Source organism: Massilia polaris (genome assembly GCF_012927275.1).
Classification (GTDB): domain Bacteria; phylum Pseudomonadota; class Gammaproteobacteria; order Burkholderiales; family Burkholderiaceae_D; genus Telluria_A; species Telluria_A polaris.
In genome coordinates, this window is record NZ_JABBGG010000006.1 from 55,054 (window position 1) to 81,043 (window position 25,990).

Genomic DNA, 25,990 nt, shown 5'->3' on the forward strand with positions numbered 1-25,990 from the left:
ACCTCGTCGCTCTTAGTTTTCGGAAAGGCCTTCGCGGATCACGCGCAGGTCGCGCCCGAAGTTCTGAAGGGTACGCCGCACTTCGTCACCGGACAGCTTGTGCAGATTCTCGCGCAATTTCTGGTGGCCCAGCGACACCTTGGTCAGGCCCTGCAGCGCCAGCGCGTAGCGCTTGTCGATCAGCTTGTACTCCTGCGACTTGTTGAGGTAATGAACTTTCGCCAGGGTCACCAGCATGCGGTCGTTGGGCCGGTTCGCATACGGGATCTCGATGTCGAAGATGCCGAGAATCGTCTTTTGCTCATTCTCGTTGGTCTTGGCGTACAGCCGCGTGAGCGAGATCATGGCGCCGACCAGCGCCTGCAGGTCGGCATCGCCGTCGCGCACCATGGTCTCGACGCTGCGGCCCTGGTAACCGGAGGCGATGGCGCGCGTCAGCAGCCGGGTCAGGCCGGTCCAGGCGGTCACGTGCCGCTGTTCGAGGCCGCTTTCGGTGTTCGCCTTCAGGCCGTTGCCGAGGTCGTCCAGCTGCGGCGTCAGGTCGAAGCGGTCGGCGCCGGCCAGCAGGGCCAGGGTCTGCATGTACAGCACCACCGACTTCTGGACGCTGCGGAAATCCTCATGCACGGCACGGCGCCTGGCGTCGGTTTCCTTGGCGAGCTTGTCGGCCGCCGGGGTCAGGTAGGGTTGCTCGCGCAGGTAAGTGTCGCGGTAGCGCGTCGACAGTTCGGCATAGCCGCCGAGTTTGGCGGAGGCGCCCGCGAATTCGCGCACTTCGGCCAGGCTGACGTGGGGGGCGGCGCAGCCGCCCAGCAACAGGCAGGCGGCAAGCGCGGCGACGGTGGAGCGATGGCGGAGCAAGTTCATGGGGATCCTTTCAGGCCGCATTGTTGCGTACCGGAAGTCCCTATTCTTGCGCCTCTATCTGAGGAGCATCTTGCTGAAGGTCAACTCCGCCGAGCGTGGGGCAGCAGCCGCTCGCGCCAGCCGAGGCCGCCGACGGTATCGTTTGCCGGGAAGTATTCGCAGCCGACCCAGCCGTCGTAGCCCAGCTCGTCGAGCAGGGCGAACAGCGGCGCGAAGTCGATGCCGCCGCTGCCCGGTTCGTGGCGGCCCGGCACATCGGCCAGCTGCACATGGCGGATCAGGGGGAACAGCGCGCGCAGCGATTCGGCCACGCCGCCTTCCATGCGCGGCAGGTGATAGATGTCGTACTGCAGGAACAGGTTGGGCGCGCCGCAGTCGGCGATGATGGCGGCCGCCTGCTGGCTGCCGCTCAGGAAGTAGCCCGGCAGGTCGTGGCTGTTGATCGGCTCGATCAGCACGCGGATCGCGCGCGGATGCAGCTTGTTCGCCGCGAATTTCAGGTTGGCCAGGTAGGTCGCGCGCGCCTTGTCGTGGCTGACGCCTGGCGGCACGATCCCGGCCATGCAATGCAGCTGGCGCACGCCGAGCGCGACCGCATATTCGAGCGCCAGTTCGACGCTGTCCTGGAATTCATCGATCCGGTCCGGGTCGCAGGCCATGCCGCGGTCGCCCGCATCCCAGTCGCCCGGCGGCATGTTGTGCATCACCAGGTGCAGCCGGGCGCGCTCGAGCCGCTCGCTGAGCTGGGCAGGAATGAAGGCGTACGGGAACTGGAATTCGACGGCATCGAAGCCGCTCTCCCGGGCCGCTGCAAAGCGGTCGAGGAAAGCGACTTCGGTGAACATGGTGGACAGGTTGGCGGCAAGTTTTGGCATGCCTCGATCATACAACTGCTCAGCCTTATCCGCTTGCGATGCCGGCACACCGCGAAATATTTAGCAAGGAATACCAGCAGGGCGCAAGCGTCGTGGAATGCAAGCGCTTGTACGATCGCGGTCGCCGTCCTAGCATGAGGAAGCGGCGTTCAGTTCCGCACCCGACGAAAGGAGAACGGCGATGGCACAATCGAAGCGAGGCAAACAGGATAATCAACAGAAGGGCAGCCGCCAGGGCCCGGCCGGGCCAGGCGAGCAGGATGTTGATCCAGGGTATGACCAACAGGCAACGACCATGAATTCGCAGGACACGCTGGAAGTCCAGCAAAGCGCGCAGCGCGAAGGCATGGGCAGCCACCGGCACAGCAGCCGCGGCAATGCGCAGGCGATCGACGCCGCCGCCGACGTCGACGATCTTGGCAACCATCTCCGGGGCGCCGCCAATTCGCGCAACGGCAACAAGGGAAGCTGACACGAAAAAGCCACCCGGGACCAGGGTCCGGGGTGGCTTTGCCGTGCGAAGCGGGGATGCTTAGCGGCCGCGGCCGCCAGAACGCTGGGGCGCCGCCGTACGCGGGCCGCGGCTGTTGCCGCCACCGCCACCGCCAGGACCTGCGCTGCGCGGCTTGGACGAACCGCGTCCGCCCGCGCCGACACGAATCACCTGGCCGGCGCCGCCACCGCCGCCCGGACGGCCGCCGCGGCCGCCATGGCCAGGCGCGCCGCTGCGCAGCTGGATCGGCTGGGCGCGTGCATTCATGTCAGGCTCGAAGCCTTCGATGACCTGGCGCGGCAGGGTCTGCTTGATCAGCTTCTCGATGTCCTTGAGCATGTCGTGCTCGTCCACGCATACCAGCGATACCGCTTCGCCGGTGGCGCCGGCACGGCCGGTACGGCCGATACGGTGCACATAATCTTCAGGAATGTTCGGCAGGTCGTAGTTGACCACGTGCGGCAGCTGGTCGATGTCGATACCGCGCGCGGCGATGTCGGTGGCGACCAGCACCTGCAGGGTGCCGTCCTTGAACTCGGACAGCGCGCGGGTACGCGCGGTCTGGCTCTTGTTGCCGTGGATCGCCAGCGCGCCGATGCCGTCCGCGCCGAGCTGGTCGACCAGCTTGTTGGCGCCGTGCTTGGTGCGCGTGAAGACCAGTACCTGGCTCCAGTTGTTCGACTTGATCAGGTGCGCCAGCATCGGGTGCTTCTTGTCGCGGTCGACCGGGTGGATCTTCTGGGCGATGACTTCGACGGTCGAGTTGCGGCGCGCCACTTCGATCATCGCAGGCTTGTTCAGCAGGCCATCGGCCAGCGCCTTGATCTCTTCCGAGAAAGTGGCCGAGAACAGCAGGTTCTGGCGCTTCGGCGGCAGCGCCGCCAGCACTTTCTTGATGTCGCGGATGAAGCCCATGTCGAGCATGCGGTCGGCTTCGTCCAAAATCAGGATCTCGACCTTCGACAGGTCGACGGTGCGCTGTTCCATGTGGTCCAGCAGGCGGCCCGGGGTGGCGACCAGGATGTCGATGCCTTGCTTGAGCTGCTTGATCTGCGGGTTGATGCCGACGCCGCCGAAAATCACGGCCGAGTTCAAGTTGGTGTACTTGCCGTAGCTGCGCACGCTTTCCTCGACCTGGGCCGCGAGTTCGCGGGTCGGGGCCAGGATCAGCGCGCGGATCGAACGCTGGCTGGTCTTGTTGGTGAACCCGGCGCCGATCTTGTCGGTCGACAGGCGGTGCACGATCGGCAGGGTGAAACCGGCGGTCTTGCCGGTGCCGGTCTGGGCGCCGGCCAGCAGGTCGCCGCCGTTCATGACGGCAGGGATCGCTTGGGTCTGGATCGGGGTTGGCTGGGTATAGCCTGCTTCTGTGACTGCACGAACGATGGCGTCGGACAGCCCGAGAGTGGTAAATGACATTGTGAACTTTATTGGTAAGATCGGCCCGTCGCCATCGTGATGGCGCCAGTCGCAGGCAATCGATTGAAAAATCAGAGGCGGCAGGGAGACTGGAAGCGGTGCCGCTTAATGTTGCAGTATAAACACAGCTATTCCAGATGGAAAGAAAAAGTTTCGCCGTGGAAATTACCGCTGAGGGAGGGAAGGGGCTGGGAGCCCCTTCGTCAGGTCAGGCCGTATTTTACGCCAAGAAGCAAAAGCGTGCTTAAGCGAACGGCGACAGCAGGGTGACCATCTGGCCGAACACTTTCGGGCTGGCGGCGATGATGTCGCCCTTGTGCAGGTAGTCGGATTCGCCGCTGAATTCGCCGACGATGCCGCCCGCCTCGGTCACCAGCAGCGCGCCGGCTGCGATATCCCACGGCTTCAGGCCTTTTTCGAAGAAACCGTCGCTGCGGCCGGCGGCCACGTTGGCCAGCTCGAGCGCGGCGGCGCCGGCGCTGCGGATGCCGTGGCAACGCTCGGCCATGACGCCGTACATCTTCAGGTAGTCCGCCAGCGCGCGCGGACCGGCGCCGTGGCCGGACGACAACAGCGCATTGCCGACGCGGTCGTGCTTGGTCACGCGGATGCGTTTTTCATTGAGGAAGGCGCCGGCGCCCTTGGTCGCGGTAAACAAGTCGTTGCGCACAGGGTCGTACACGACAGCCTGGGTGGTCACGCCGCGCTGTTGCAGCGCGATCGAGATGCAGTAGTTCGGGTAGCCGTGCATGAAGTTGGTGGTGCCGTCGAGCGGGTCGATGATCCACGAATATTCACTCTCGTCGTTCAGGTTGGCCGATGCACCCGATTCCTCGGCCAGGATGGCGTGGCCAGGGTAGGCCTTGAGCAGGGTCTCGATGATCGCCTGTTCAGCTGCCTGGTCAATGTCGGTCACGAAATCGTTGTGTTGTTTTTCGGTGACAGTCACGCGGTCGACGTCGAACGACGCGCGGTTGATCACGGTGGCGGCGCGGCGGGCGGCCTTGATCGCCGTATTGAGCATTGGGTGCATGTGGGCTTCCGTTGAATAGAACGCTAACGCGCACGGCGCCCCGTCAGGGCGCTATGTGCGCTAGTGAAACAAGAATGAATTAAAGAGCGGTGCGGCGGCGAACTGGTTAAAATCGCGGGCTTGGAAGCCCTGGCTTTTTCACACTCGACGCTGCGCGATGGCGCTATTTTAAATGATCATGCCCGAAACAAGCACATCTCTTTTCAATCGGCTGCGCTTTATCCTCGTCGAAACCAGCCGCGCAGGCAATATCGGCGCGGTCGCGCGCGCCATGAAAACCATGGGTTTTTCGGAACTGGTGCTGGTCAACCCGCGTTGCCAAGGCGCGCTGGAAGACCCCGAGGCGGTGGCGTTCGCCAGCGGCGCCCTCGAGGTGCTGGCGGGCGCGCGCATCGTCGGCAGCATGGCCGAGGCGCTGGAAGGCTGCCACTTCGCCGCCGCCGTGTCGGCCCGCCTGCGCGAATTCTCGCCGCCGGTGTGGACCCCGCGCGCCTTCGCCGGCCATGTGGCCGGGCAAGGGGGGCGGAACGCCGCGCTGGTCTTCGGCAACGAACGCTTCGGCCTGCCGAACCAGATTGTCGAGCAGTGCAACGTGCTGATCAATATTCCCGCCAACCCGGCGTATTCGTCGCTCAACCTGGCCCAGGCGGCGCAGGTGCTGGCCTACGAGTGCCGCATGGCGGCTGAAACCGGCGCGGCGCAGCCGAGCGCCATCGGTTTCCACGGCGATGCCGCCAGCGTGACCGAGATCGAGGGCATGTACGAGCACCTCGAACGGGCGCTGGTGGCGATCGGCTTCCTCGACGCCGGCAATCCCAAAAAGCTGATGCCGCGCCTGAAGCGCCTGTTTTCACGCACCCAGCTCGAGACCGAGGAAGTCAACATCCTGCGCGGCATCGCGCGCCAGATCCTCAAGGACCGGGTGGACTGATGAGCGCGCGCCTGCTGCTGCAATTGCTGTTGCTGGTGCAAGCGGCGGCGGCCGGCGCGATCGCCTTTGCCCTGGTGCGCTACGCCGCCATCGGCATGCTGGCCGCGCTCGCCCTCGGCGTGCTGGCCGTGCTGCTGGTGCGCGCGGCCATCGCGGCCAACAATTTCCTGATGAGCAGCCGCGCGGCCAGCCCGACCCCGGAGGAATTCCGCCTCGGCAGCGCGGGCCGCCTGCGCCTGTTCGGCGAGGAGTTCCGCGCCTCGATGCTGCAGTCGTCGTGGATCATGCCGCGCGCGCGGCCGTCGCAGCGCATTTTTCCCGGCTCGCCGGTGGCGCCGGTGCTGCTGGTGCACGGGTACGGCTGCAACAGCGGCTACTGGATCCACCTGCTGCCGCTGCTCGATGCCGCCCGCATCAGCCACGCCTGTCGCGACCTCGAGCCGCTCGGCGGCGACATCGACGGCTACGTCCCGGCGCTGGCGCGCGCGGTCGAGGACCTGTGCCAGGCCAGCGGGGCGGCGCGGGTCACCATCCTCGCCCACAGCATGGGCGGGCTGGCGGCGCGCGCCTATCTGCGCCAGCACGGCGCCGGGCGGGTGGCGCGCATCATCACGCTCGGCACGCCCCACCACGGCACCAGCCTGGCCAGTCTCGGGCTGGGCGCCAACGCGCGCCAGATGCGCCGCGCGCGCCGCGGCGACGCGCCGGAAAGCGCCTGGCTGCGCGAGCTCGCGGCGGGCGAGGGCGCCGAAGCGCGCCGGCTGGTCACGTCCATCTATAGTCATCACGACAATATCGTCGCGCCGCAGACCTCAAGCTGCCTGTCGGGTGCGCGCAACATCGCATTCGGCGGCGTCGGCCATGTCGCGCTTGGGTCGAATCCACACATCCTTTCATGCATCCTGCATGAACTTGCTCGGGAGACGCCGGCCTTGGAATAGGCGCCTGCGTGTTACATTCCTACAGGGCGTGTCGAGGAAACTGTGACACGACGCAATTGCTTCCCCATCTGAAAGTATGTCACGATGTTACAAACGGGAATGGGGCGTGTTCCTCCCCGCTTTTGGCAGCGCGCGGGAGGTCGACGCGCATCGCCAGCAACACCTGGCCAGGTTTAACCATCGGGAGTGCATCAGTGCCAGCACGCATCCTTATTATCGAAGACAACCCCACCAACATGGAGTTGATGGTCTATCTGCTTAACGCATTTGGCTTCACTCCGCTCACGGCGAACGACGGCATCAGCGGCATCCAGGCCGCGCGCGACACCGCTCCCGACCTGATCATCTGCGACGTCCACCTGCCCCGGCTCGACGGCTATGGCGTGGTGGCGGCGCTCAAGCAAGACCCGGCCCTGCGCGCTATTCCCGTGCTGGCCGTGACCGCGCTGGCGATGGTCGGCGACCGCGAAAAGCTGCTGGAAGCCGGTTTCGACGGCTACATCGCCAAACCGATCGAGCCCGATACCTTTGTGGTCCAGCTGGAAGAGTTCCTCGATCCGCAGCGCGCGCCGGCCGTGGCCTCGGTGCCCGCGGGCCAGGCCACGATCCTGATCGTCGACGACCATGTGCTGAACCGCGAATTCCTGCGCACCCTGCTGGGCTACGGCGGCCACCACCTGGTGGAGGCGGCCACCGGCCCCGACGCGCTGAGAATCATCAAGGAGCACAAGCCCGACCTGGTCATATCGGACGTCCTGATGCCGGGCATGGATGGCTACGAACTGGTCAACCGCCTGCGCAGCGATCCCGAGACCGCCGACCTGCCCGTGATCTTCTACACGGCGCTGTACCGCGAGCGCGAAGCCGGCCGCATGGCGGCCGAATGCGGCGTGCGCTGGGTGCTGCCGAAGCCGTCGTCGCCCGACGTGATCCTGCGCACCGTGCACGAAGCGCTCGGCATGGCCGCCGGCGCCAATGCGGACGAGCGCGAGGCTGCCGGCGCCGGCGCCGGCCCTGGCTTCGCGGTCGGCGACACGCTCGCCGACTTCCTCAACGAAGTCGATGCCGACAGCGCGCAGCACGCGCGCGCCGGCGATGGCGACGCCGCCGAACCGGTCTCCGAACGCCTGCAGATGACGCAGCGCCTGTCTACCTCCTTGTCCAGCCTGCAGGCGGTCAGCCTGCGCCTGACCGCGCTGATCGAGCTTGGCATCGAGCTGGGCGCCGAGCGCGACCCGGCCGCGCTGATCGAAAACGGCTGCCGCGTCGCGCACGGCATCTGCGCGTCCAGGTATGCCTGCATCGGCATGCTGGAAGACGGCATGGACACGCTTCAGTACTTCGCCTGCTGCGGCGAAGGCGGCGAGGGCCGGGTGGTGCGCAACGCGCCGCGCGCCGGCGTGCTTGGCAAGCTGCTCGGCCAGCATGCGCCGGTGCGCGTGAGCGGCATCGACGGCGACCCCAGCGTACTGGGACTGCCGACAGGGCACCCGCAAGTGCATTCCTTCCTCGGCGTGCCGATCGCCTCGCGCGAACGCGTGCACGGCTGGCTGTACCTGGTCGACAAGGCCGAGGCCGCCGAATTCTCCGAAGTCGATGAACGGGTCGCCGTCACCATCAGCGCGCAGATCGCCGCCGCCTACGAGAACTTGTCCCTGTACGAGGAGATCAAGCGCCACCACGCCCAGCTGACGGCGGACATGGAAGTGCGTATCCGGCTCGACGAAGACCTGCGCCGCTTCCGCACCGCGATGGATGCCACCGGCGACGCGATTTTCCTGATCGACCGCGCGATCACCTGCTTCGTCGACGTCAATGCCACCGCCTGCCGCATGCTCGGCTACGAGCGCGACGAGTTCCTCGGCTGCGAGAGTCCCGCGCTGCATGTGGAGGTGCGCTCGCGCCTGCACGACGTGCTGGCCAAGCTGGAGGGCGGCGAGCACGCCGACGCGATGGCCGAACTGCTGCTGGTACGGCGCGACGGCTCCACCGTGGCGGTCGAAGTGCAGCGCCGCACGCTGCGCTCAGGCGCCAGCTGGATCCTGGTGGCGGTCGCGCGCGACATCACCGAACGCAAGCACGCACAGGAGCAGCTGGTGCAGCTGGCCCACTTCGACACGCTGACCGGCCTGCCGAACCGCAGCAAGTTCTACGAAAAGCTGACCGGCGCGCTGCGCCATGCCGAAGAAAGCCGCTGGGCGGTCGGCGTGCTGTTCCTCGATGTCGACCGCTTCAAAAACGTCAACGACACGCTCGGCCATCCGATCGGCGACGAACTGCTGCGCCAGTTCTCCAGCCGCCTGGTCAACAGCGTGCGCTCGCGCGACACGGTCGGCCGCTTCGGCGGCGACGAGTTCGCGGCCATCATCGCGCTGCCGGACGGGCCGCAGACGGCGCTGCCGGTGATCGAGAAAATTCGCGAGGCGATGCGCAAGCCGTTCGACCTGCACGGCCATGAGGTGACCGCCACCGCCAGCATCGGCATCACGATCTACCCGGACGACGGCGCGGACGCGCAGACGCTGATCAAGTATGCCGACACCGCGATGTACCGCGCCAAGGAGGCCGGGCGCGATGCGTTCCGCTTCTTTACCGCGGAGATGAACGCACAGTCGCTGGCCCGGCTCGACCTCGAGAACGCGCTGCGGCGCGCGATCGACCATGACGAATTCGTGCTGTACTACCAGCCCAAGGTGCACATCGCATCGCGCCGCATCAGCGGGGCGGAAGCGCTGATCCGCTGGAACCGTCCCGGCCACGGCATGGTCTCGCCGGCGCTGTTCATACCGATCCTCGAAGAGACCGGCCTGATCGTGCGGGTCGGCACCTGGGTGCTGAACCAGGCCTGCCGCCAGATCAGCGAGTGGGGCAAGTCCAAGGTCGGCCCGGTACGGCTGTCGGTGAACGTCTCGGGCATCCAGTTCTTTGCCGGCGGGCTCGAGGACGACGTGCTCGACGCGATCAGCCGGCACGACATCTCGCCTGGCCTGCTCGAACTGGAGCTGACCGAGAGTTCGCTGATGTCGAACGCGGAAGATACCATCGCCGTGCTGCGCAACCTGAAGGCGCTCGGCATCGAAATTTCGATCGACGACTTCGGCACCGGCTATTCCAGCCTGGCTTACCTGAAGCGCTTCCCGATCGACAAGCTGAAGATCGACATCGCCTTCGTGCGCGAGGTCACCTCGAATCCGGATGACGCGGCGATCGTCCTCGCGATCATCAACATGGCGCACAGCATGAAGCTGGACGTGGTGGCCGAGGGCGTCGAAACCGAGGCCCAGCTGTCCTACCTGCGCCGCCACGGCTGCGACGAAATGCAGGGATATTATTTCAGCCGTCCGGTGCCGCCCGCGGAATTCGAACGCATGATCCTCGAAGGGGAGGCCCTCCGCACGCCGGTCGACGGCCCTGACGAATACCAGCAAACCTTGCTGATCGTCGACGACGACGCCTTCATGCTCGACGTGCTGTCCGACTTCCTGGCGCAGGACGGCTACCGCATCCTGACGGCGCAAAGCGCGTCCGAAGGGTTCGACGTGCTGGCGCGCCACAACGTGCAGGTGATCCTGTGCGACCAGTGCATGCCGGTGATGAGCGGGACCGAGTTCATGGAGCGGGTCAAGCACCTGTGCCCGACCACCTTCCGCATCATGCTGTCGGCGTATGCTGACCTGACGCCGATCATGGATGCGATCAACCACGGCGCCATCGACCGCTTCTACACCAAGCCATGGGAAGGGGCCGCGCTGCGCGATAACGTTCGCGAAGGCTTCCGCGCCCAGGCGCTGCAGCACGGCAGCACGCGCAAGGAGTCGGTGCACTGACCGGGGTTTGCCTGTACCGGCCGGGTACGGTAGGCTATGCGTTTGCCACTACCGGGCCGCGGCCTGGAAAGGACCTGGTTTGACCCGCAAGCACCGAACCCCGATCGCCCTCGCGGCGCTGGCGGCGGCCATCGCCGCCGCCGTCTTCTGGCCGCAAGGCCCCGGCTCGCGCATCGGCGCGAAGATCGGCGCCATCGTCCAGGCCCGCACCGAACTTGGCTGGCCGGTCTACGTGACCACCGTCGCAGGCGGCCCTGCGGCCGGCTTTGCCGATCCGTTCGGCCTTGCCATCGACCGCGCCGGCAACTTGTATGTGGCCGACGCCGGCGACAACAACCGCATCGCCAGGGTGGCGCCCGACGGCAGCATCGCCACCCTGGCGGGGCAGCGCGAAGGCTTCGCCGACGGCGCCGGCCCCGCCGCTTTGTTCCATACGCCGTCGGCGATCGCGATCGACAGCCACGGCAACCTGTATGTCGCCGACACCGGCAACCACGCGGTCCGAAAGGTCACGCCGGCCGGCGTGGTCACCACGCTGGCCGGCAGCGGCCAGCCCGGCTACCGCGACGGCAAGGGCGGCGAGGCGCTGTTTAACGGCCCGGTCGGCGTGGCGGTCGACCAGTCCGGCACTGTGTTCGTGGCCGACACCTACAACGACCGCATCCGGCGCATCGCGCCCGACGGCGCCGTGACCACGGTCGCGGGCGACGGCGTGCCGGGCGACCTCGACGGCCCGGCGCACGCGGCGCGCTTCGACACGCCTGCTGCGCTGGTGGTGGACGCGGCCGGCAGCATCCTGGTGGCCGACAGCCAGAACGGCGCGATCCGCAAGGTGTCGCGCGAGGGCGTGGTGTCGACCGTGGCGCGCGCGCCGCTGGACGCCGAACAGCCGCTGATGCGGCGGCCGGTCAGCCTGGCGCTGACCCACGATGGCTTCCTGTATGTGGGCGACATGGCGCGCGGGCGCATCCTGCAGGTGTCGCCTGCGGGCGAGCTGCGCGGCCTGACCGGGATCGGCATCGACTTCCATCCGGGCGACGAACGCGCCGCCCGCTTCGCGCGTCCGGCCGGCATCGCGCTCGGGCCGGACGGCTCGCTGTATGTGGCCGACGCGCTGAAACGCGCGGTGCGCAAAGTCGCCAGGCGCCAGGGCGCCGCGGCGCCGCCGCTGGACGACCACGCCGCCGCCATGGCGGCCGAGACGCCGCCGGCGCCGTTCCCATGGCCGGTGCGCCCGCAGCAAAGCTGGCACGAAGTGGTCGGCATCGTCGGCGAGGTGCGCGGCAGCTACGAAGGCGAAAGCCGCCACCACTTCCACAACGGCCTCGACGTGCAGGCGGCGATGGGCGAGCCGGTGCTCGCGGTGGCCGCCGAGAAGGTCAGCAGCCCGCTGCCCAACTGGGGCTACGGCGGGGTAGGCGAGGGCATCGCCGTGGGCGACTTCAGCTACATCCACATGCGCGTGGGGCGCACGGGCCGCGACGAGCTGCTCGACACGAGCCGCTTCGCCGCGGTGCGCGACGACGCCGGCAAGCTGCAGCGCGTGCGCGTGCGGCGCGGCGCGCGCTTCGCGGCGGGCGACGCGATCGGCAGCGTCAACCGCATGTACCACGTGCACCTGGTGCACCGTCCCCACGGCGTCGAACGCAATGCGCTGGCGCTGCCGTTCCCCGGGCTGTCGGACGGCGTGGCGCCGCGCATTGCCGGCATCGCGCTGGTCGGCCGCGACGGCAAGGCGCTGGCGGCGCAGCGCGGCAAACGCCTCGCGGTGGCGGCCGGCGCCGGTCCGCTGGCGATCGTAGTCGACGCCTTCGACCAGAGCGACGGCAACGCCGCGCGCCGCAGGCTGGGGCTGTACAAGGTGGGCTACCAGCTGCTTGGCGCCGGCGGCGCGCCGCTCGCCGGTTTCGAGGAACCGCTGGTGAACATCGAATTCAACCGCCTGCCGCCGGACGAGGAAAGCGTCAAGGTCGCGTACGCGGACGGCAGCGGCATCACGGTCTACGGCAGCAAGACGACCCGTTTCCTGTACCAGGTCACCAACACGGTGCGCGACGGCGTGGCGCGCCAGGGCGGCTGGGATCCTGCCGGGCTGGCGCCGGGCGACTACACCATCCGCATCCTGGCCGCCGACTACGCCGGCAACGTCGCGCAGGCCGGGCGCGATCTCGCCATCACCATCGAGTGAGCTGTGGCGGCGGGGCCGGTATTAGGGCCGCGCCGCCATTCGGTGGTATCCTTGGAACAGAAAAACACCGTCTCCCAGCCATGCTCCAGAAAGCTCCACGCCGTACCCGCGAACGCATCCTTGAATTGTCCCTGGGGCTGTTTAACGAGTTCGGCGAACCGAATATCACTACCACGGTGATCGCGGAGGAGATGAATATCTCGCCGGGGAACCTGTACTACCACTTCCGCAACAAGGACGACATCGTCAATTCGATCTTCGTGCAGTTCGAGGCCGAAATCGAACGCATCCTGACCGTCCCGGACGGACGCCGCTCGAACATCGACGACGTCTGGCTGTACCTGCACCTGATGTTCGAACTGATCTGGCGCTACCGCTTCTTCTACCGCGACCTGAACGACCTGTTGTCGCGCAACCGCAAGCTGGAACTGCATTTCAAGCTGATCCTCGCGCACAAGATCAAGGTCGCCACCCAGCTGTGCGAAGACCTGCGCAGCGAACAGTCGCTGGAAGCCACCGACGCCGAAATCAATGCGATGGCCACCAACATGGTGGTGGTGGCGACCTACTGGCTGTCGTACGAATACGTGCGCAACCCGCGCAAGTACACCGAGCAGCAGGCCATGGCCGATGCGCTGGCGCGCGGCTGCTACCAGGTGCTGTCGCAGCTCGCCCCTTACCTGCGCGGCGAGACGCGCGTCCTGTTCAACAAGCTGTCCGAAGACTATCTCAAGAAACTCAAGTAAAAGCAGGTAAACATTGACGTCTCCCCGACCTAAACGTCGGCGATTCCTACAGCTAGCGTCGCACGTCCGCGACGGAGAATATTTAGCGCAGCATTGAGATCACGATCATGTACCGCTCCGCAATCACAGCAACGCCATTCTTTCGCATGTTCAGTGAACAAGCTTCCAAGGTCTGCGATACCTTTCGGCCGCGAATCGGCGACAGCGCCGCAATTCGAGCAGATCTGGGTGGTAAAGCGCTCGTTCACTTCTTCACCTTTCAACGGCACCCAGCCCAGCGACTTCCTGCCGCGATAGCGAAGGCAGGGCCGGCGCGACCCGGAGCGCGACTTTGCGTACTGCTGGCACACGTCGTTGACCGTACCCGAGTGAAGGCCAAGCTCCTTGCTGCACCCCGTGGTGAGCTTGATCAGGTCAAAACCGGTATGCCAGCGGCGACCGAAACGCAGCGCATCCTTCTGCCTGTCGTTGCAGTAGTTCCACACGAAGTTGACCGTCCTGGCCTGCTTGTTCAGCAAGCCGGCCAGCGACTTGACGCGGTAACGGTAAACCAGTTTCATCCAGGTTCGACAGCAATCGTCGACCATGGCTCCACACTTACAACCGAGGCATCGACTGCTGCGGCATGTCTTTTTACGGGGCCCGAATTGCTGCGCAATTCGCAGTCGGCTCCTTTCACTCCTCGTCCTGAAGGACGAGGTTTCTCGGAGCAAATCTGATGAAGTCGATTGCAGTCTACTGCGGCGCCTTGCACGGCGCTTCCCCGATTTTCGACGAATCGGCGCGCGCCATGGCGCGTGCGCTGGTCGAACACAATATCGCGCTGGTCTATGGCGGCGGCAACGTCGGCCTGATGGGGGTGATCGCCGACGAGGTGCTGCGCCTCGGCGGCGAGGTGTCGGGCGTGATTCCGCGCCAGCTGGTCGACCGCGAACTGGCGCACTCTGGGTTGACGCGCCTGTTCGTCGTCAAGGATATGCACGAACGCAAAGCCATGATGTCCGAGCTGTCGGACGGCTACATCGCGCTGCCGGGAGGGATGGGTACGCTGGAAGAGCTGTTCGAGATGCTGACCTGGTCGCAGCTCGGCATCCATGCCAAGCCGGTCGGCGCGCTGAACGTGAACGGTTTCTACGATGGCCTGGTGAGCTTCATCGCGCACCAGCATGCGCACGGTTTCGTGCGCCCGCAGCACGCGCAGCTGTTGATCGTCGAAGACCAGCCCGACGCGCTGATCGCGCGCATGCGCGGCGCCTGAACGTCAGGCTTCGCGGATCCGGTTGCGGCCGCTAGACTTGGCGTCGTACAGCGCCTTGTCGGCGCGCGTGATGGTGTCGGCGAATGGTTCGCCTGGCTGCCGTTGCGCGATGCCGGCCGAGAAGGTGATGCGAAGATCGCTGGCCACCTCGGTCAGCGGCGCCGCCGCCACCCGTTCGGCCATGCGCCGCACGACCATCCTGGCCTGGTCCGGCGGAGCGCCGGGCAACAGCAGCAGGAATTCCTCGCCGCCCCAGCGCGCCAGCACATCCTGCGAACGCAGTGCCGAGCGCGCCGCGTTTGAAAATGCGCGCAGCACGGCGTCGCCGGCCGCGTGGCCGTAGCGGTCATTCACGCTCTTGAAGAAATCGAGGTCGATCAGCGCGATGCAGGTAGGCTGGCCGGCGGCGTCATGGCGGCGCTCCTGCTCCACCAGCACTTCGTTCATGTGGCGCCGGTTGGCCAGCGAAGTCAGTTCGTCGAGCGTGGCCAACTGGCGGATGGTCGCCATCGCATCGAGCAGGTCTTCTTTCTGCTGCTTCATGCGCAGGCGCATTTTGCTCATCTCGCCGGTGAGCAAGGTCACCGACACCAGCGCGCACGCCGCAGAGACGAAGTGCACGCCTTCGATGTAGGCTGGATAGGCGACGCGGTCGGAAGCGACCAGCCACAGCATGGTCGCGCCCAGCATCGCCAGCGTCGAGGCGCACAGTAAGATGGTATGGCGTGGACGCAGCGAGAAGGCGCAGAAGACCATCACCACCAGCAGGAATATCAGGTACACGCCGCGCAGTGGCCCGGTCACCACGTAAGCGCCGATATTGCACGCGATGGCATACAAGGCCTGCCAAACCGCCAGCATGGACGGCGAGATGCGCAGCACGCCGCTGGCGCGTACCAGCAGCGCGAATGCCGCCACGCCGGCCACGCCGATGCCGACCAACAGCATGGCGCTGTCGCGGTCGGCGGCGCCGGCGCGCACCTGGAGTACCACCAGGATCCCGCCGATCAGGTAGAGCAGGCAGGTTGCGGCCCAGTACCCAAGCATGCGCGCCAGGCGCGGGTCGGAGCCGAGCAGCAACCGGCGCAGGCGGCTAGCCAGGGCCATCACGCGGCTCCCGCCAGCGCATCGTGCGCCTGGCGGCACAACAGGCCGGCGATCGCGGACGGCGGCAGCGGGCGGCTGAACAGGTAGCCCTGCATCTGGTCGCATCCGTGCCCGCGCAGGAAACGGCGCTGCTGTTCGGTCTCGACGCCGAGGCTGCCGAAGCCGCTGAAACTCAGGTCCGGGTCTGCGGTAGCCGCGTTTTCGCCAGCCGCGGCGGCACCGCACGCAAACGCCGCAAATCCTGCGGCGCAGGACAGGCGAGGGAGGCGGGCGGACGAAATCGGTTGCTGCTGCATCGCTGGTGTTCTCGGGTGAAAGCCACGCCAAGGGCGCGGCGAACGTCGCATTCAAAAATGGGGGCGATTGGACAGGCTGCCGGCGGGGGCGTGGCGGGCGGATCACGCGCGCGTGTCGTGGACCGCCATGACTCTATATTGACATACGGAAATTGTCGAGATATTCGATATGGACAATAACAATTCCATCACGAATTGTGTGACATTGCAACATTTTCTTGGCGCGCAGGAAACACTGGCGGGGGAGGTGGCGGAGGCTGCGCCCGATCCGGCTCGGCGGATGACGCTTCGCTGTTCCGCCTTGCGGGCTGTTACCAGATCCGCTGGCCGGACAGGTCCAGTTCGGTCAGGTACAGGCGCAGGTCGAATTCGTACTGGTGGTAGTTCGGTTCCATGTACGTGCACAGCTTGTAGAACGCCTTGTCGTGCTGCTTTTCCTTCACGTGCGCCAGTTCATGCACGGCGATCATGCGCAGGAATTCGAGCGGCACGTCCTTGAACATGCTGGCCACCCGGATTTCGTGCTTGGCCTTGAGCTTGCTGCCCTGGACGCGCGAGATGGCCGTGTGCAGCCCGAGCGCATGCTGGATCACGTGGATCTTGCTGTCGAACGCGACCTTGTTGATCGGCTCGGCATTGCGCAAGAACTCCGATTTCAGGTCCTGGATGTAGTCGTACAGCGCGCGGTCGGTGCGGATGCCGTGGGCGGCAGGGTAGCGTTTGCGCAGCACGTCGGCGAGCTTGTGTTGCGCGATCAGGAGGCTGACTTGCGCGCGCGTCTGGTCGGAATACGCGCTGAGATATTTCAGGGATTGCATGCGCGCAATGTATCACATCTCGCGCCCATAAAAGAACCGGGCGGGGCGTGCGTCCCGCCCGGTGCAACACAAGAGCGCGGTTATCGATTCGAGGGCGCCTGGCGAGGCGCGCGTGGCAGCAAGCTTATTCTTTCTCCTTGCCTCCCTGCCGGTTGCCGTTGGATTCCGCCGGGCGGCGTTCCGCCGGGCGGCGTTCCGCCTGGCCGCCCCCGGCCGGCGCGGCGCGGCTGGCGGACTGCCGGCTTTCCCCGCCTTTGCGGCCGATATCGGCCATGTGTTCACGGTTGCGGCTGACCACCTCGCCGCCTTTTTGTCCCGCACGGCGTGCTTCTTCCGAATCGAATTCGTGTGCCGTTCCTTTTTGGTGAGCAGCCTGGCCGCCCTTGCTGGCGATCTCGCGCTGCTGGTTTTCATCCATCGCGGCGAAGCCGCGCTTGGCCGGTCCCTGTCCGCTGCCGCTGCCGGCTTTTTGCTGCGTGCCGGAGCGTTTGCCCCCTTCCTTGCTTGTCGCCATGTCGATCTCCCTGTGTGCATCGTCTGTGCTGGAACTGGATGCGGCCGGAACGCCTGCCGGCCACTCTCCGTGCATCGAGCGCGCGGATTTGCCGCGCTCGTGGGTTAGAGGGAAGGCCCTCGCTTTAGTTCCAGCCTCAGTTCGGTGGCCGCTGGCGGCGCCCGCTGTCGCGCGCTGCGATGGCGTCGCTCGACGGCGCCGGCGCGGACAGGTCCTGGTCCAGTTCTTCCTTGCGCGCCGCCAGCTGCTTGCCCAGCTCTTCCAGGTCGAGCCCGGCCCGGCGGGCGGTGTCGAACATGTCGGTTTCTTCCTTGTCGATGTGGTGGGCGATTTCCTCGCCCAGCACCGTGACGGTGGCGTCGTAGTGGTCGTCGCCCGGGAACATCACCTCGAGCTGGCTGATCAGCTCGCGCGCGCCGGCGTGTTCGACATCGGCTTCGTCCATCATGTCGTCGTCGTCGATGATCGAACGCAGCACCGGATAGAAGATCTCGTCTTCGATCATCGTGTGGACGGTCAGTTCGTAGCAGATATCGTCGACCAGTTCGCCCTTGCGCCCGTCCTCGTCGCCGCTGCCGCGCAGGCCGTCGAACTCGCGGAACAGGCTCTTGACCTTGTCGTGGCCGGCCTTGAGCAGTGCCAGCGCATCCGGCGCCGGGTTCTTGCGTGGTTTGTCCATATTGCACTCCGTATCGATGGTGGGAAGGTCCGGCCGGCCACTTTAGTGCTGGCTGCCCGCGCTGGGCTGCATGCAGGCGAGCATCTGGCGGCCGCTGTTGATGGACTCCTCCAGCCGTTGCCGGCCCAGCCGGAGGTTCAGTTCGCCCAGCTTGCGCGCGGAGTCGAAGCTGCGGCGGGCCAGTTCAGTGAAGAAATTGATCTGGGTTTCAACATGGGATCGCCGTGCGGGATTGTTTGCCAGTGATTGCATTGGTGTACCTCGGCATAGGACGATGAGGGAGCCGCGGTGGCAGCGGCGGACGTGCTCGGGCGAGCATCGGATAGACGTTGTTTGAATGGCCAAGTTCCGGCGGATGGTGCAGTGCACGTATTCGATCAAGCCGCGTGCACGGGAGCAACGGCGCGTGCGACAATACATGGTTCGCGAGCTAATTATTGACACCATGGCCACCATGCATCCGGAATACATCCTGACCCTGTCCTGCCTCGACCAGCGCGGCATCGTGCATCGTGTTTCCGGCTTTTTGGCCGAACATGGCTGCAACATCATCGATTCGGCGCAGTTCGGCGACCCGGAGTCGCGCCTGTTCTTCATGCGCGTGCATTTCGCGCTGGAGGACGCCGGCATCGGCGAGGCCGCGCTGCGCGCCAGCTTCACAGCCTTGTGCGACGCAATGCAGATGACCGGCCAGCTGCATGACGCGAAGGTGAAGCCGCGCGTGATGCTGATGGTGTCGAAGATCGGCCACTGCCTGAACGACCTGCTGTTCCGCTACAAGAGCGGGCTGCTGCCGGTCGAGATTCCGGCGATCGTGTCGAACCACATGGACTTCTACCAGCTGGCGGCCAGCTACAACATCCCGTTCCACCACCTGCCGCTGGCGGCCGGCGCGGGCGACGCGGCCAAGCTGGCACAGGAAGCGCGCATCCTCGACCTGATCGACACCCACCAGGTCGACCTGGTGGTGCTGGCGCGCTACATGCAGGTGCTGTCGCCGGGGCTGTGCGCGGCGCTGAAGGGCAGGGCGATCAACATCCACCACTCGTTCCTGCCGAGCTTCAAGGGCGCGCGCCCGTATGCGCAGGCGCACCTGCGCGGGGTCAAGCTGATCGGCGCGACCGCCCACTTCGTCACGGGCGACCTGGACGAAGGCCCGATCATCGAGCAGGATGTCGAGCGGGTCGACCACGCGATGAGCGCCGAGACGCTGGCCGCGATCGGGCGCGACGTAGAATGCGTGGTGCTGGCGCGGGCCGTCAAATGGTTCGTCGAGCACCGCGTCCTGCAAAACGGCGACAAGACTGTCGTCTTCTAACAACTTAGGCAAGCAAGCATCAATGGCACTTAAAGCGACAATCTACAAGGCGGACGTCCAGATCGCGGACATGGACCGGCACTACTACCAGGACCACAACCTGACCCTGGCGCGGCATCCGTCCGAGACCGACGAACGGATGATGATCCGGCTGCTGGCGTTCGCGATCCACGCGAACGAGGCGCTGACCTTCACCAAGGGCTTGTTCGACACCGACGAGCCCGACCTGTGGCAGAAAGACCTGACCGGCGCGATCCAGCTGTGGATCGAGGTCGGCCAGCCGGACGAGAAGCGCATCATGAAAGCGTGCGGCCGTTCCGAGCAGGTGATCGTGTACAGCTACAGCGCCACCAGCCATATCTGGTACAAGCAGATCGCCAACAAGCTGGAACGGGCGCGCAACCTCACCATCATCAACATCCCGGCCGACGCCAGCGCGCAGCTGGAGAAGCTCGCCAACCGCAACATGCAGCTGCAGTGCACGATCCAGGACAGCCAGATCTACCTGACCGACGGCGCCAACACCGTGCTGGTCGAGCGCGAGACCTTCCGTGGCGGCCGGTGACCGCAGCCACCCCGGTTGCGACTATAATCTGGCCCAACGCCGCTTCCCGACGAGATTCCTTATGCCAAAACACCTGATCGCGCTGACTGCCTTGCTGGCCCTGTCGACCCATGCCCTGGCCCAGGTCAGCGTCACCGCGCCGTGGATACGCGCCACCGTGCCGCAGCAGGAAAGCACCGGCGTGTTCATGCATCTGCAGTCGGCCGGCGACGCGCGCCTGGTCGGCGTCAGCACGCCGGCCGCCGCCAGGTCGGAGTTCCACCAGATGGACATGCGCGGCCAGATGATGAAAATGGAGCAGGTCGACAGCATCGACCTGGCGGCAGGCAAGGGCGTCGACCTGGCGTCGGGCGGCTATCACATCATGCTGATCGGCCTGAAACGCCAGCTCAAGGCAGGCGAGGTGGTGCCGTTGACCATCGTCGTCGAACACCAGGACAAGAAGCGCGAGCGCATCACGCTCAAGGTGCCGGTCAAGCCGCTGACTTTTACCGGCCCGTCCGCGGGCCCGTCGCGCCACCACTGAGCGAGGCGATTCAGCGCGCCGCTACCCGGCTGACGTCACCCGAACCGACCACCGAGCGGCTGACCTTCGGATCGCCGTGGTAGTTGACGTCGCCCGAGCCGGCGATGGTCGCGCTGAGCGTGTCGCGCGCCCACACCTCGGCGGTGCCGGAACCGGCCACGCTGACGCTGGCCTCGGCCGCCGCCATCTTGCCGAGGTCGACGTCGCCCGAGCCGCCGATCGATACCGAGACGGTTTTGGCGCTGCCGCCGCCGGCCTTGAAGTTGCCGCTGCCGCCCACGGTCACCGAGACCGCGTCGCCGTCGATGCTCTTGACGTCGATCGATCCCGAGCCGCCCAGGTCGAACTGCATGCGCCCGCCGCGCAGCGCGTCCGAGCGGATCGCGCCCGAGCCGCCCAGCGCAACGCGGTCCACCGCGCGCGCACGCACGATGATCTTCATCGTGGTGGCCTGCAGGTGCATGTTTTTCTTCACCGGGCGGATCTTCAGGGTGCCGTTGTCGATGACGGTTTCGATCAGCGGCAGCAGGTTGTCGTCGGTTTCAATGGTGATGCCTTCGTGGTTGCCGATCCTGAGCTCGAGCTGGGCCGGGACGCTGAGCGACAGGCCGGTGAAGTGGGCGACCGCGCGCGCTTGCTTCTTCACGGCGCCGCTGCCGCGTACTTTTTCGCCGCCGATCCAGTCGAGCGGGGAGGCGGATACCATCGCCACCGGCGCGGCCATGGCAAACGCGGCCACCGCCAGTACAAGGTGGCGCAGGCCAATGCGGCGCGGCCGGATAGTGGTTTTTGCCTGGGTTTTCATGTCGTCTCCTCGGTCGTTAATGTAAGAATGGGTACTTTCGAGCATCGTATGGCAGCGCCCGGGCAGCGGCCAGGCGTTTGCGACAGGCTGCAGCCAGCGCCTGCCAGGATGCACGGCGGCGCGATATTCCGCCCCGGCGCGCTATCGCCCCTTTATCTTTTTTTGGAATCAAAATGCTGATCATTACTATCAAACAGGGCAAGGAAAAAAGCATCCTGGCCGGCGAACCGTGGATCTACGCCTCCGCCATCGAGCGCGTCGAGGGCCGCAACAGCGAAAAGATGAAGCCGGGCGCCACCGCCATCGTGCAGTCGTCCGCGCGCACCTTCCTCGCGCGCGCGGCCTACAACTCGCGCTCGCAGATCCGCGCGCGGGTGTGGACGCTCGATGAGGCCCAGCCGATCGACCATGCGCTGATCAAGCGCCGCGTCAAGCTGGCGCTGGAGAAAAGCGCGCCGGCCGCGGCCAGGGCCAGGCCGGGACTGGTGGTGCGGCGCGTGAATGCCGAGGCGGACGGCCTGCCAGGCCTGCTGGTCGATGGCTACGGCGGCAAGGACGGCTACCTGATCTGCGAGTTCCAGGCCGGCGGCGTCGACGCCTGGAAGGTGCCGATCGTGCAGGCCCTGCTCGCCGAAACCGGCTGCCCGAATGTGTGGGAACGCGCCGATGACCTGGTGCGCAAAGGGGAAGGGCTGCCCGTCACCAGCGGCGCGCTGGCCGGCGACGAGCCGCCCGACCAAGTGATCGTCAATGAAGGCGGGGTGCAGTTCTCGCTCGACCTGAAGACCGGCCACAAGAGCCGGTTCCGCTAATAGCGGCCATGCAGGTTGCTGGCCAGTTCGCCCTGGCAGGCGCCGTACAGGCGGAACGACTCTTCGGGCGTATCCATCGCCACCTGCGCCACTTCGATCCGCGCGATCTCGCCCTTGATGAAGGGGCGCAGCCACTGGTCGACTTCGGCCTGCAGCGCGGCCAACCCGGCGCCGTGGCGGGCGTACAGCGGCCGGTCGCGGAAGCGTTCCGCCAGGCTGGCGCGCACGCGCTCCTCGACCTTCGGGAACTGCTCGCGGTACAGCTGCACATGGCGCATTTCGTGTTCGAGGATCTTGCGATAGCTGCACGAGGCGGGTGAAAACTCGCGCGCCACGTACACTGACATGCGCGGCACCACCAGTTCGACGGCGATGCGCGGCGAGACGCATTCGCGCCCCGAGGCCTTGTCGCTGATGGTCGGGCCATCGAACAGCACGCTGGTGCGGGTTTCCAGCGCCGTCATCCCCAACATGAACTCGCCGGCGTAGCTGTGCACGCTGCGGTTGTTGAGCACCCGGCTCGACACGGTATTGTCGATATGGTGGCCCGCCTCGCTCAGGCTGACGTCGAAGCGCGGCTTCATTTCGCGCTCGCAGCGTTGCTCGAACGACAAGTCAGCGGTTTGTTCGGCCATGGCCAGACCTGGCGACGCGGCCAGGGCGATCACAATGAACAAGGTCGTTTTCACGATGGTTTCCTCCTCCGTATGGACTAATCCTGCGCCTTCCTGTTGCCCTTGCCAAGCGATTTTTGAGCGCCGCCGGATTGGGGCCGATAAATTTATATTTCGGTTTATCAATTTCTTGGGAGTACTAGTCTTATAATTACCGTCACTTCCGTTCCCACGCATTCCCGAGACCAGCACATGGAAAACCACGAGTCGTCGCAAATCCGCACCTTGTCGTATGTGGAGAATGAAGACCATCCGGTGTTCGGAACCCTGGTCGAACAGATCCTGCACCTGCTCAATTCGCGGCTGGTGTTCTCCGACATCATCATTCACCAGAACAGCCCGTTGCTGTTGCGCCAGCCAAAGGGCCTGGTCGCGGTGACCGATTCGCCGATCACCAAGGAAGAGCTGGAAGAATTCTTCGAAGTGATCGAGCCGGACTGGGAAGCGCGGATCAAGGACCGCGCCTTCGACCGCTCGATCGACCTGCACACCGCGCGGATTCGCGCCAACTGCTTCACCTTCCAGGGCAAGAAGCGGCTCGGCTGCGTGATCCGGCGCTTTCCGAAAGAGCCGCTGGCGCTGGCCAGCCTCGGCCTGCGCACGGCCGAGCAGGACTTCGCCCAGCTGACCTCGGGCCTGGTGCTGATCATCGGCGACACCTGCCAGGGCAAGTCGACCACGATCGCCTCGATGGTCGATGAAATCAACAAGACGCGCTCGGGCCACATCATCACCATCGAAGACCCGGTCGAGACCCTGATCCCCCAGCGCAAATGCATCATCACCCAGCGCGAAGTGGGACAGGACGGCGACGTCGAAAGCTACTACCTCGGTGCGCTGGATGCGCTGCGCGAGCGCCCGGACGTGATCGTGATCGGCGAGATCCGCGACTCCCAGACCGCGCAGGAGGCGCTGGCGCTGGCCGAATCGGGCCCGCTGGTGCTGGCGTCGCTGCACGCGCGCTCGACCGAACTGGGACTGCAGAAGATGAACCGCTTGCTGGGGAATTCGGAAGCGCAGTCGCAGGCGCTGGCGAATGCGCTGCGCGGCGTGCTGTGCCAGGCGCTGCTGCCGTCGGTCGACGGCGACCGCTATTTCCTGGCCACCGAGTGCCTGACCTCGAATCCGGAAGTTGTGCGGATGGTGGAGTCGGCCCGGTTTGGCGATGTGCGCACGCTGATGGATGGCGGGACCGGCAAGTTCAACGCCGGTTGCCACTCGATGAATTCGGCGCTGGTGTACCTGCTGCGCGAGAAGAAGATCAGCATGGAAGACGCGCGCAATGCGACCACCGACCGCATCGGCTTTGCCGACGCGTGCTACGCGGCGATGCTTAACGCAGCCTAGTCCAGCGGCACCGCGCGGTAGCGATTGACCGCGCCGCTCGACACCGGCGCGGCCCGGTTGCCCCAGCTGCTGCGCAGGTAGGTCAGCAGCGCCGCCGCCTCCATGTCATTGAGCACATGGCTGAACGGCGGCATGCCGTACGGCCGCGGATTGCCCGCGGTTCCCGGCGCAAAGCCGCCGTTCATCACACTGCGGATCGCATTCACCGGCGAGTCCATCGTCACCGCGCGGTTGCCCGCCAGTGGAGGGTAGTGCGGCGGCAGGCCTTTGCCGTCGCCGCCGTGGCAGTCGATGCAATGGGTCTCGTACAGCCGCTTGCCTTGCGCAATACGCTGTTCATGCTGCGGCCCGGCGACGATCTCCGGCTTCTCCACCGGCGCGTGCGGCAGCGATTTCAAATACACGGCCATCGCGCCAAGATCCGGCTCCGACAGGTGCTGCAGGCTTTGCTGCACCACTTCAGCCATCGGCCCGACCACGGTCGCGCGCGGCGACACCCCGGTCCGCAGCAGCTGCACGATGTGCGGCGCCTCCCAGCTTCCCAGTCCCGCTTCGGCATCCGACGTCAGCGACGGCGCGTACCAGCCAATCACCGGAATCAGCCCGCCCGCCAGGCCGCCGCTCGGCGCACCCAGCGTATTGCGGCTGCTGTGGCAGGCCGCGCAATGTCCGAGGCCCTCGACCAGGTAGGCGCCGCGGTTCCACTCGGCGCTGCGCGACGGCGCCGGTTCAAACACGGCCGGCTTGAAGTACAGCAGGCGCCAGAGCGCGAGGGCGAGCTGCTGGTTGTACGGGAAGCGCAGCTGGTGCGCTTCGCTGGCGCGCTTCTGCGCGGGGGCCGTGCGCATGAAGGCATACAGCGCGTCCGAGTCGCCGCGCGTGACCTGCGTGTAGTTCGTGTACGGGAAGGCAGGGTAGAGCAGGCGGCCGTCGCGCGACTTGCCGTTGTGGAGCGCGTTCCAGAAGTCGTCCGCGCTCCAGGCGCCGATGCCGGTTTCGCTGTCGGGCGTGATGTTCGGCGCGACCATGCGCCCGAACGGCGTCTCGATCGCGCGGCCGCCAGCATACTCCGCGCCGCCGCGCGCCGTGTGGCAGGCCATGCAGTCGCCGGCCCGCGCCAGATAAGCGCCGCGCGCGATGTTGGCGGGTGTCGCGGCCCACGCTTGGGGCGAACTGGCGGGCACGAACTGCTCGCGCGGCCAGGCTATGACGACTGCCGCGGCTGCGGCAGCGGCGATGGCGATCGCAATGACGGCGGATTTTTTCATGGCGCGCTACCGCAGGCGATCGGCAGCGGCCGCGCGATGCTGGTGTCAGGGCGCGCCGACGGCGAGACCGGCTGCGCCGCCAGCCAGCCTGACACGGCCGACACGTCGTCAAGGCTCAGGCGGTTGGCGATACCGGCCATGCAGTCGGGCGCATGGGCGCGCCGCACCTTGTTTTTCCAGGCGCCGAATTGTGCGTTGACGTAGTCGCGCGGCAGGCCGACCAGCCCCGGGATCGATGGCGCGACGCCAGTCAGCGCCTTGCCGTGGCAGGCGATGCAGGCCGGGACGCCGATGGCGCGGTCTCCCTGCATGGCCAGCACGCGCCCGCGTTCCATGACGGCTGCGGGGAGCGCTATCTGCGCCACCGGAAGCGGCGGCAGGTGCTGCTGCGAGAAATGGCCGGCGATTTCGCGCAGGTAGGCGCCGGGCAGGTGGCTGACCATGTAGGTCATCATCGGGAACTGGCGCGCGCCGGTCTTGAAGTTGACCAGCTGGTTGTACAGGTAGCCGGCCGGCTTGCCCGAGATGCGCGGAAAGAAGGCATCGTTGCGGTCGGGTCGCGCGTGGCAGCTGGTGCAGGCAAGCACCCGTTGTTCCATCGTGTCCGGCAAGGTGGCGGGTCTTTCGGCCGCGACCGGCCCGGCGGCGCAGGCCATGAGCAGCAGCAGGACCCGGGCGCGCAT

General features: G+C 66.2%; 27 protein-coding genes. 12 read left to right on the top strand and 15 right to left on the bottom strand.

Annotated features, from left to right (window positions below):
* Nucleotides 1-12: 12 nt before the first annotated feature.
* Nucleotides 13-867 carry a hypothetical protein gene (locus tag HHL21_RS11650; RefSeq protein WP_169465973.1) on the bottom strand — a complete coding sequence of 285 codons (855 nt, stop codon included), beginning with the start codon at nt 865-867 and terminating at the stop codon, nt 13-15.
* Nucleotides 868-947: 80 nt separating this feature from the next.
* Nucleotides 948-1,742 (bottom strand): 2-oxo-tetronate isomerase, encoded by a 795-nt coding sequence (gene otnI, locus HHL21_RS11655; protein ID WP_169465976.1) that lies wholly within the window; start codon nt 1,740-1,742, stop codon nt 948-950.
* A 295-nt stretch (nt 1,743-2,037) separates the two neighbouring features.
* On the opposite strand from otnI, the gene HHL21_RS11660 reads away from it, so the two are divergent.
* Nucleotides 2,038-2,214, top strand: a complete 177-nt coding sequence (locus HHL21_RS11660) for a hypothetical protein (protein ID WP_169465978.1) — start codon at nt 2,038-2,040, stop codon at nt 2,212-2,214.
* Nucleotides 2,215-2,274: 60 nt separating this feature from the next.
* On the opposite strand, the gene HHL21_RS11665 is transcribed toward HHL21_RS11660, so the two are convergent.
* Entirely contained in the window at nt 2,275-3,654 is a 1,380-nt protein-coding gene (locus HHL21_RS11665; protein ID WP_169465981.1) for a DEAD/DEAH box helicase, read from the bottom strand.
* Nucleotides 3,655-3,898: 244 nt separating this feature from the next.
* Nucleotides 3,899-4,678 carry an inositol monophosphatase family protein gene (locus HHL21_RS11670; protein WP_169466462.1) on the bottom strand — a complete coding sequence of 260 codons (780 nt, stop codon included), beginning with the start codon at nt 4,676-4,678 and terminating at the stop codon, nt 3,899-3,901.
* Between the two features lie 181 nt (nt 4,679-4,859).
* On the opposite strand from HHL21_RS11670, the gene HHL21_RS11675 reads away from it, so the two are divergent.
* The 5 genes from HHL21_RS11675 (at nt 4,860) to HHL21_RS11695 (ending at nt 13,320) form a co-directional block, all read left to right on the top strand.
* A complete protein-coding gene (locus HHL21_RS11675; protein ID WP_169465983.1) occupies nt 4,860-5,618 on the top strand; it encodes an RNA methyltransferase in 759 nt (252 codons plus the stop codon).
* Complete coding sequence (locus HHL21_RS11680) at nt 5,618-6,559, top strand: esterase/lipase family protein (protein WP_169465985.1); 942 nt, start codon at nt 5,618-5,620, stop codon at nt 6,557-6,559. Before HHL21_RS11675 ends, HHL21_RS11680 begins: the two co-directional genes overlap by 1 nt.
* A 194-nt stretch (nt 6,560-6,753) precedes the next feature.
* Nucleotides 6,754-10,386 carry an EAL domain-containing protein gene (locus HHL21_RS11685; protein WP_169465987.1) on the top strand — a complete coding sequence of 1,211 codons (3,633 nt, stop codon included), beginning with the start codon at nt 6,754-6,756 and terminating at the stop codon, nt 10,384-10,386.
* 79 nt (nt 10,387-10,465) lie between these two features.
* On the top strand, nt 10,466-12,574 hold the full coding sequence (locus tag HHL21_RS11690; RefSeq protein ID WP_169465841.1) for a gluconolaconase: 2,109 nt from the start codon (nt 10,466-10,468) through the stop codon (nt 12,572-12,574).
* An 80-nt stretch (nt 12,575-12,654) separates the two neighbouring features.
* Entirely contained in the window at nt 12,655-13,320 is a 666-nt protein-coding gene (locus HHL21_RS11695) for a TetR/AcrR family transcriptional regulator (protein ID WP_169465990.1), read from the top strand.
* A 29-nt stretch (nt 13,321-13,349) separates the two neighbouring features.
* Here the strand turns inward: HHL21_RS11695 and HHL21_RS11700 are convergent, their stop codons facing one another.
* Nucleotides 13,350-13,880, bottom strand: a complete 531-nt coding sequence (locus HHL21_RS11700; RefSeq protein WP_169466464.1) for a zinc ribbon domain-containing protein — start codon at nt 13,878-13,880, stop codon at nt 13,350-13,352.
* Nucleotides 13,881-14,038: 158 nt separating this feature from the next.
* Here HHL21_RS11700 and HHL21_RS11705 point away from each other — a divergent pair, with 158 nt between their 5' ends.
* The gene (locus HHL21_RS11705) at nt 14,039-14,578 is read left to right on the top strand and encodes an LOG family protein (protein WP_169465992.1); all 540 of its coding nucleotides are present in this window, start codon (nt 14,039-14,041) and stop codon (nt 14,576-14,578) included.
* Between the two features lie 3 nt (nt 14,579-14,581).
* On the opposite strand, the gene HHL21_RS11710 is transcribed toward HHL21_RS11705, so the two are convergent.
* From HHL21_RS11710 to HHL21_RS11735, 6 genes are all read right to left on the bottom strand, one after another.
* Nucleotides 14,582-15,685 carry a GGDEF domain-containing protein gene (locus tag HHL21_RS11710; RefSeq protein ID WP_169465994.1) on the bottom strand — a complete coding sequence of 368 codons (1,104 nt, stop codon included), beginning with the start codon at nt 15,683-15,685 and terminating at the stop codon, nt 14,582-14,584.
* Nucleotides 15,685-15,981 carry an EAL domain-containing protein gene (locus tag HHL21_RS21415; protein WP_206085740.1) on the bottom strand — a complete coding sequence of 99 codons (297 nt, stop codon included), beginning with the start codon at nt 15,979-15,981 and terminating at the stop codon, nt 15,685-15,687. The genes HHL21_RS11710 and HHL21_RS21415 overlap by 1 nt, the downstream gene beginning before the upstream one ends.
* A gap of 311 nt (nt 15,982-16,292) precedes the next feature.
* Complete coding sequence (locus HHL21_RS11720) at nt 16,293-16,799, bottom strand: YgjP-like metallopeptidase domain-containing protein (protein WP_169465996.1); 507 nt, start codon at nt 16,797-16,799, stop codon at nt 16,293-16,295.
* A gap of 124 nt (nt 16,800-16,923) precedes the next feature.
* A complete protein-coding gene (locus HHL21_RS11725; protein WP_229496352.1) occupies nt 16,924-17,313 on the bottom strand; it encodes a KGG domain-containing protein in 390 nt (129 codons plus the stop codon).
* A 136-nt stretch (nt 17,314-17,449) separates the two neighbouring features.
* The gene (locus HHL21_RS11730) at nt 17,450-17,992 is read right to left on the bottom strand and encodes a hemerythrin domain-containing protein (RefSeq protein WP_169465997.1); all 543 of its coding nucleotides are present in this window, start codon (nt 17,990-17,992) and stop codon (nt 17,450-17,452) included.
* A gap of 42 nt (nt 17,993-18,034) precedes the next feature.
* The gene (locus HHL21_RS11735; protein ID WP_169465998.1) at nt 18,035-18,244 is read right to left on the bottom strand and encodes a phasin family protein; all 210 of its coding nucleotides are present in this window, start codon (nt 18,242-18,244) and stop codon (nt 18,035-18,037) included.
* A gap of 202 nt (nt 18,245-18,446) precedes the next feature.
* Here HHL21_RS11735 and purU point away from each other — a divergent pair, with 202 nt between their 5' ends.
* From purU to HHL21_RS11750, 3 genes are all read left to right on the top strand, one after another.
* The gene (gene purU / locus HHL21_RS11740) at nt 18,447-19,310 is read left to right on the top strand and encodes a formyltetrahydrofolate deformylase (RefSeq protein WP_169466466.1); all 864 of its coding nucleotides are present in this window, start codon (nt 18,447-18,449) and stop codon (nt 19,308-19,310) included.
* Between the two features lie 22 nt (nt 19,311-19,332).
* Nucleotides 19,333-19,875, top strand: coding sequence for a YaeQ family protein (locus tag HHL21_RS11745; RefSeq protein WP_169465999.1), 543 nt, complete (start codon nt 19,333-19,335; stop codon nt 19,873-19,875).
* A 61-nt stretch (nt 19,876-19,936) separates the two neighbouring features.
* A complete protein-coding gene (locus tag HHL21_RS11750; RefSeq protein ID WP_169466000.1) occupies nt 19,937-20,401 on the top strand; it encodes a copper chaperone PCu(A)C in 465 nt (154 codons plus the stop codon).
* A gap of 10 nt (nt 20,402-20,411) precedes the next feature.
* On the opposite strand, the gene HHL21_RS11755 is transcribed toward HHL21_RS11750, so the two are convergent.
* On the bottom strand, nt 20,412-21,206 hold the full coding sequence (locus HHL21_RS11755; RefSeq protein WP_169466002.1) for a head GIN domain-containing protein: 795 nt from the start codon (nt 21,204-21,206) through the stop codon (nt 20,412-20,414).
* A 173-nt stretch (nt 21,207-21,379) separates the two neighbouring features.
* On the opposite strand from HHL21_RS11755, the gene HHL21_RS11760 reads away from it, so the two are divergent.
* Nucleotides 21,380-22,018: a class I SAM-dependent rRNA methyltransferase gene (locus tag HHL21_RS11760; RefSeq protein WP_169466004.1), complete on the top strand. Its 639-nt coding sequence runs from the start codon at nt 21,380-21,382 to the stop codon at nt 22,016-22,018.
* Here the strand turns inward: HHL21_RS11760 and HHL21_RS11765 are convergent.
* Nucleotides 22,015-22,707, bottom strand: coding sequence for a hypothetical protein (locus HHL21_RS11765; protein WP_169466007.1), 693 nt, complete (start codon nt 22,705-22,707; stop codon nt 22,015-22,017). The genes HHL21_RS11760 and HHL21_RS11765 overlap by 4 nt on opposite strands.
* 177 nt (nt 22,708-22,884) lie before the next feature.
* On the opposite strand from HHL21_RS11765, the gene HHL21_RS11770 reads away from it, so the two are divergent.
* Entirely contained in the window at nt 22,885-24,039 is a 1,155-nt protein-coding gene (locus HHL21_RS11770) for a type IV pilus twitching motility protein PilT (protein WP_169466014.1), read from the top strand.
* Here the strand turns inward: HHL21_RS11770 and HHL21_RS11775 are convergent.
* A complete protein-coding gene (locus tag HHL21_RS11775) occupies nt 24,036-25,307 on the bottom strand; it encodes a c-type cytochrome (protein WP_169466017.1) in 1,272 nt (423 codons plus the stop codon). The two genes, HHL21_RS11770 and HHL21_RS11775, sit on opposite strands and share 4 nt — an antisense overlap.
* Nucleotides 25,304-25,990: a c-type cytochrome gene (locus HHL21_RS11780; protein ID WP_370659713.1), complete on the bottom strand. Its 687-nt coding sequence runs from the start codon at nt 25,988-25,990 to the stop codon at nt 25,304-25,306. The genes HHL21_RS11775 and HHL21_RS11780 overlap by 4 nt, the downstream gene beginning before the upstream one ends.

Coding starts and splice junctions, on each gene's coding strand:
- HHL21_RS11650 (WP_169465973.1), bottom strand. CDS start 867: ATGAACTTGCTCCGCCATCGCTCCACCGTCGCCGCGCTTGCCGCCTGC.
- otnI (WP_169465976.1), bottom strand. CDS start 1,742: ATGCCAAAACTTGCCGCCAACCTGTCCACCATGTTCACCGAAGTCGCT.
- HHL21_RS11660 (WP_169465978.1), top strand. CDS start 2,038: ATGAATTCGCAGGACACGCTGGAAGTCCAGCAAAGCGCGCAGCGCGAA.
- HHL21_RS11665 (WP_169465981.1), bottom strand. CDS start 3,654: ATGTCATTTACCACTCTCGGGCTGTCCGACGCCATCGTTCGTGCAGTC.
- HHL21_RS11670 (WP_169466462.1), bottom strand. CDS start 4,678: ATGCTCAATACGGCGATCAAGGCCGCCCGCCGCGCCGCCACCGTGATC.
- HHL21_RS11675 (WP_169465983.1), top strand. CDS start 4,860: ATGATCATGCCCGAAACAAGCACATCTCTTTTCAATCGGCTGCGCTTT.
- HHL21_RS11680 (WP_169465985.1), top strand. CDS start 5,618: ATGAGCGCGCGCCTGCTGCTGCAATTGCTGTTGCTGGTGCAAGCGGCG.
- HHL21_RS11695 (WP_169465990.1), top strand. CDS start 12,655: ATGCTCCAGAAAGCTCCACGCCGTACCCGCGAACGCATCCTTGAATTG.
- HHL21_RS11700 (WP_169466464.1), bottom strand. CDS start 13,880: ATGAAACTGGTTTACCGTTACCGCGTCAAGTCGCTGGCCGGCTTGCTG.
- HHL21_RS11705 (WP_169465992.1), top strand. CDS start 14,039: ATGAAGTCGATTGCAGTCTACTGCGGCGCCTTGCACGGCGCTTCCCCG.
- HHL21_RS11710 (WP_169465994.1), bottom strand. CDS start 15,685: ATGGCCCTGGCTAGCCGCCTGCGCCGGTTGCTGCTCGGCTCCGACCCG.
- HHL21_RS21415 (WP_206085740.1), bottom strand. CDS start 15,981: ATGCAGCAGCAACCGATTTCGTCCGCCCGCCTCCCTCGCCTGTCCTGC.
- HHL21_RS11720 (WP_169465996.1), bottom strand. CDS start 16,799: ATGCAATCCCTGAAATATCTCAGCGCGTATTCCGACCAGACGCGCGCG.
- HHL21_RS11725 (WP_229496352.1), bottom strand. CDS start 17,313: ATGGCGACAAGCAAGGAAGGGGGCAAACGCTCCGGCACGCAGCAAAAA.
- HHL21_RS11730 (WP_169465997.1), bottom strand. CDS start 17,992: ATGGACAAACCACGCAAGAACCCGGCGCCGGATGCGCTGGCACTGCTC.
- HHL21_RS11735 (WP_169465998.1), bottom strand. CDS start 18,244: ATGCAATCACTGGCAAACAATCCCGCACGGCGATCCCATGTTGAAACC.
- purU (WP_169466466.1), top strand. CDS start 18,447: ATGCATCCGGAATACATCCTGACCCTGTCCTGCCTCGACCAGCGCGGC.
- HHL21_RS11745 (WP_169465999.1), top strand. CDS start 19,333: ATGGCACTTAAAGCGACAATCTACAAGGCGGACGTCCAGATCGCGGAC.
- HHL21_RS11750 (WP_169466000.1), top strand. CDS start 19,937: ATGCCAAAACACCTGATCGCGCTGACTGCCTTGCTGGCCCTGTCGACC.
- HHL21_RS11755 (WP_169466002.1), bottom strand. CDS start 21,206: ATGAAAACCCAGGCAAAAACCACTATCCGGCCGCGCCGCATTGGCCTG.
- HHL21_RS11760 (WP_169466004.1), top strand. CDS start 21,380: ATGCTGATCATTACTATCAAACAGGGCAAGGAAAAAAGCATCCTGGCC.
- HHL21_RS11770 (WP_169466014.1), top strand. CDS start 22,885: ATGGAAAACCACGAGTCGTCGCAAATCCGCACCTTGTCGTATGTGGAG.
- HHL21_RS11775 (WP_169466017.1), bottom strand. CDS start 25,307: ATGAAAAAATCCGCCGTCATTGCGATCGCCATCGCCGCTGCCGCAGCC.
- HHL21_RS11780 (WP_370659713.1), bottom strand. CDS start 25,990: ATGCGCGCCCGGGTCCTGCTGCTGCTCATGGCCTGCGCCGCCGGGCCG.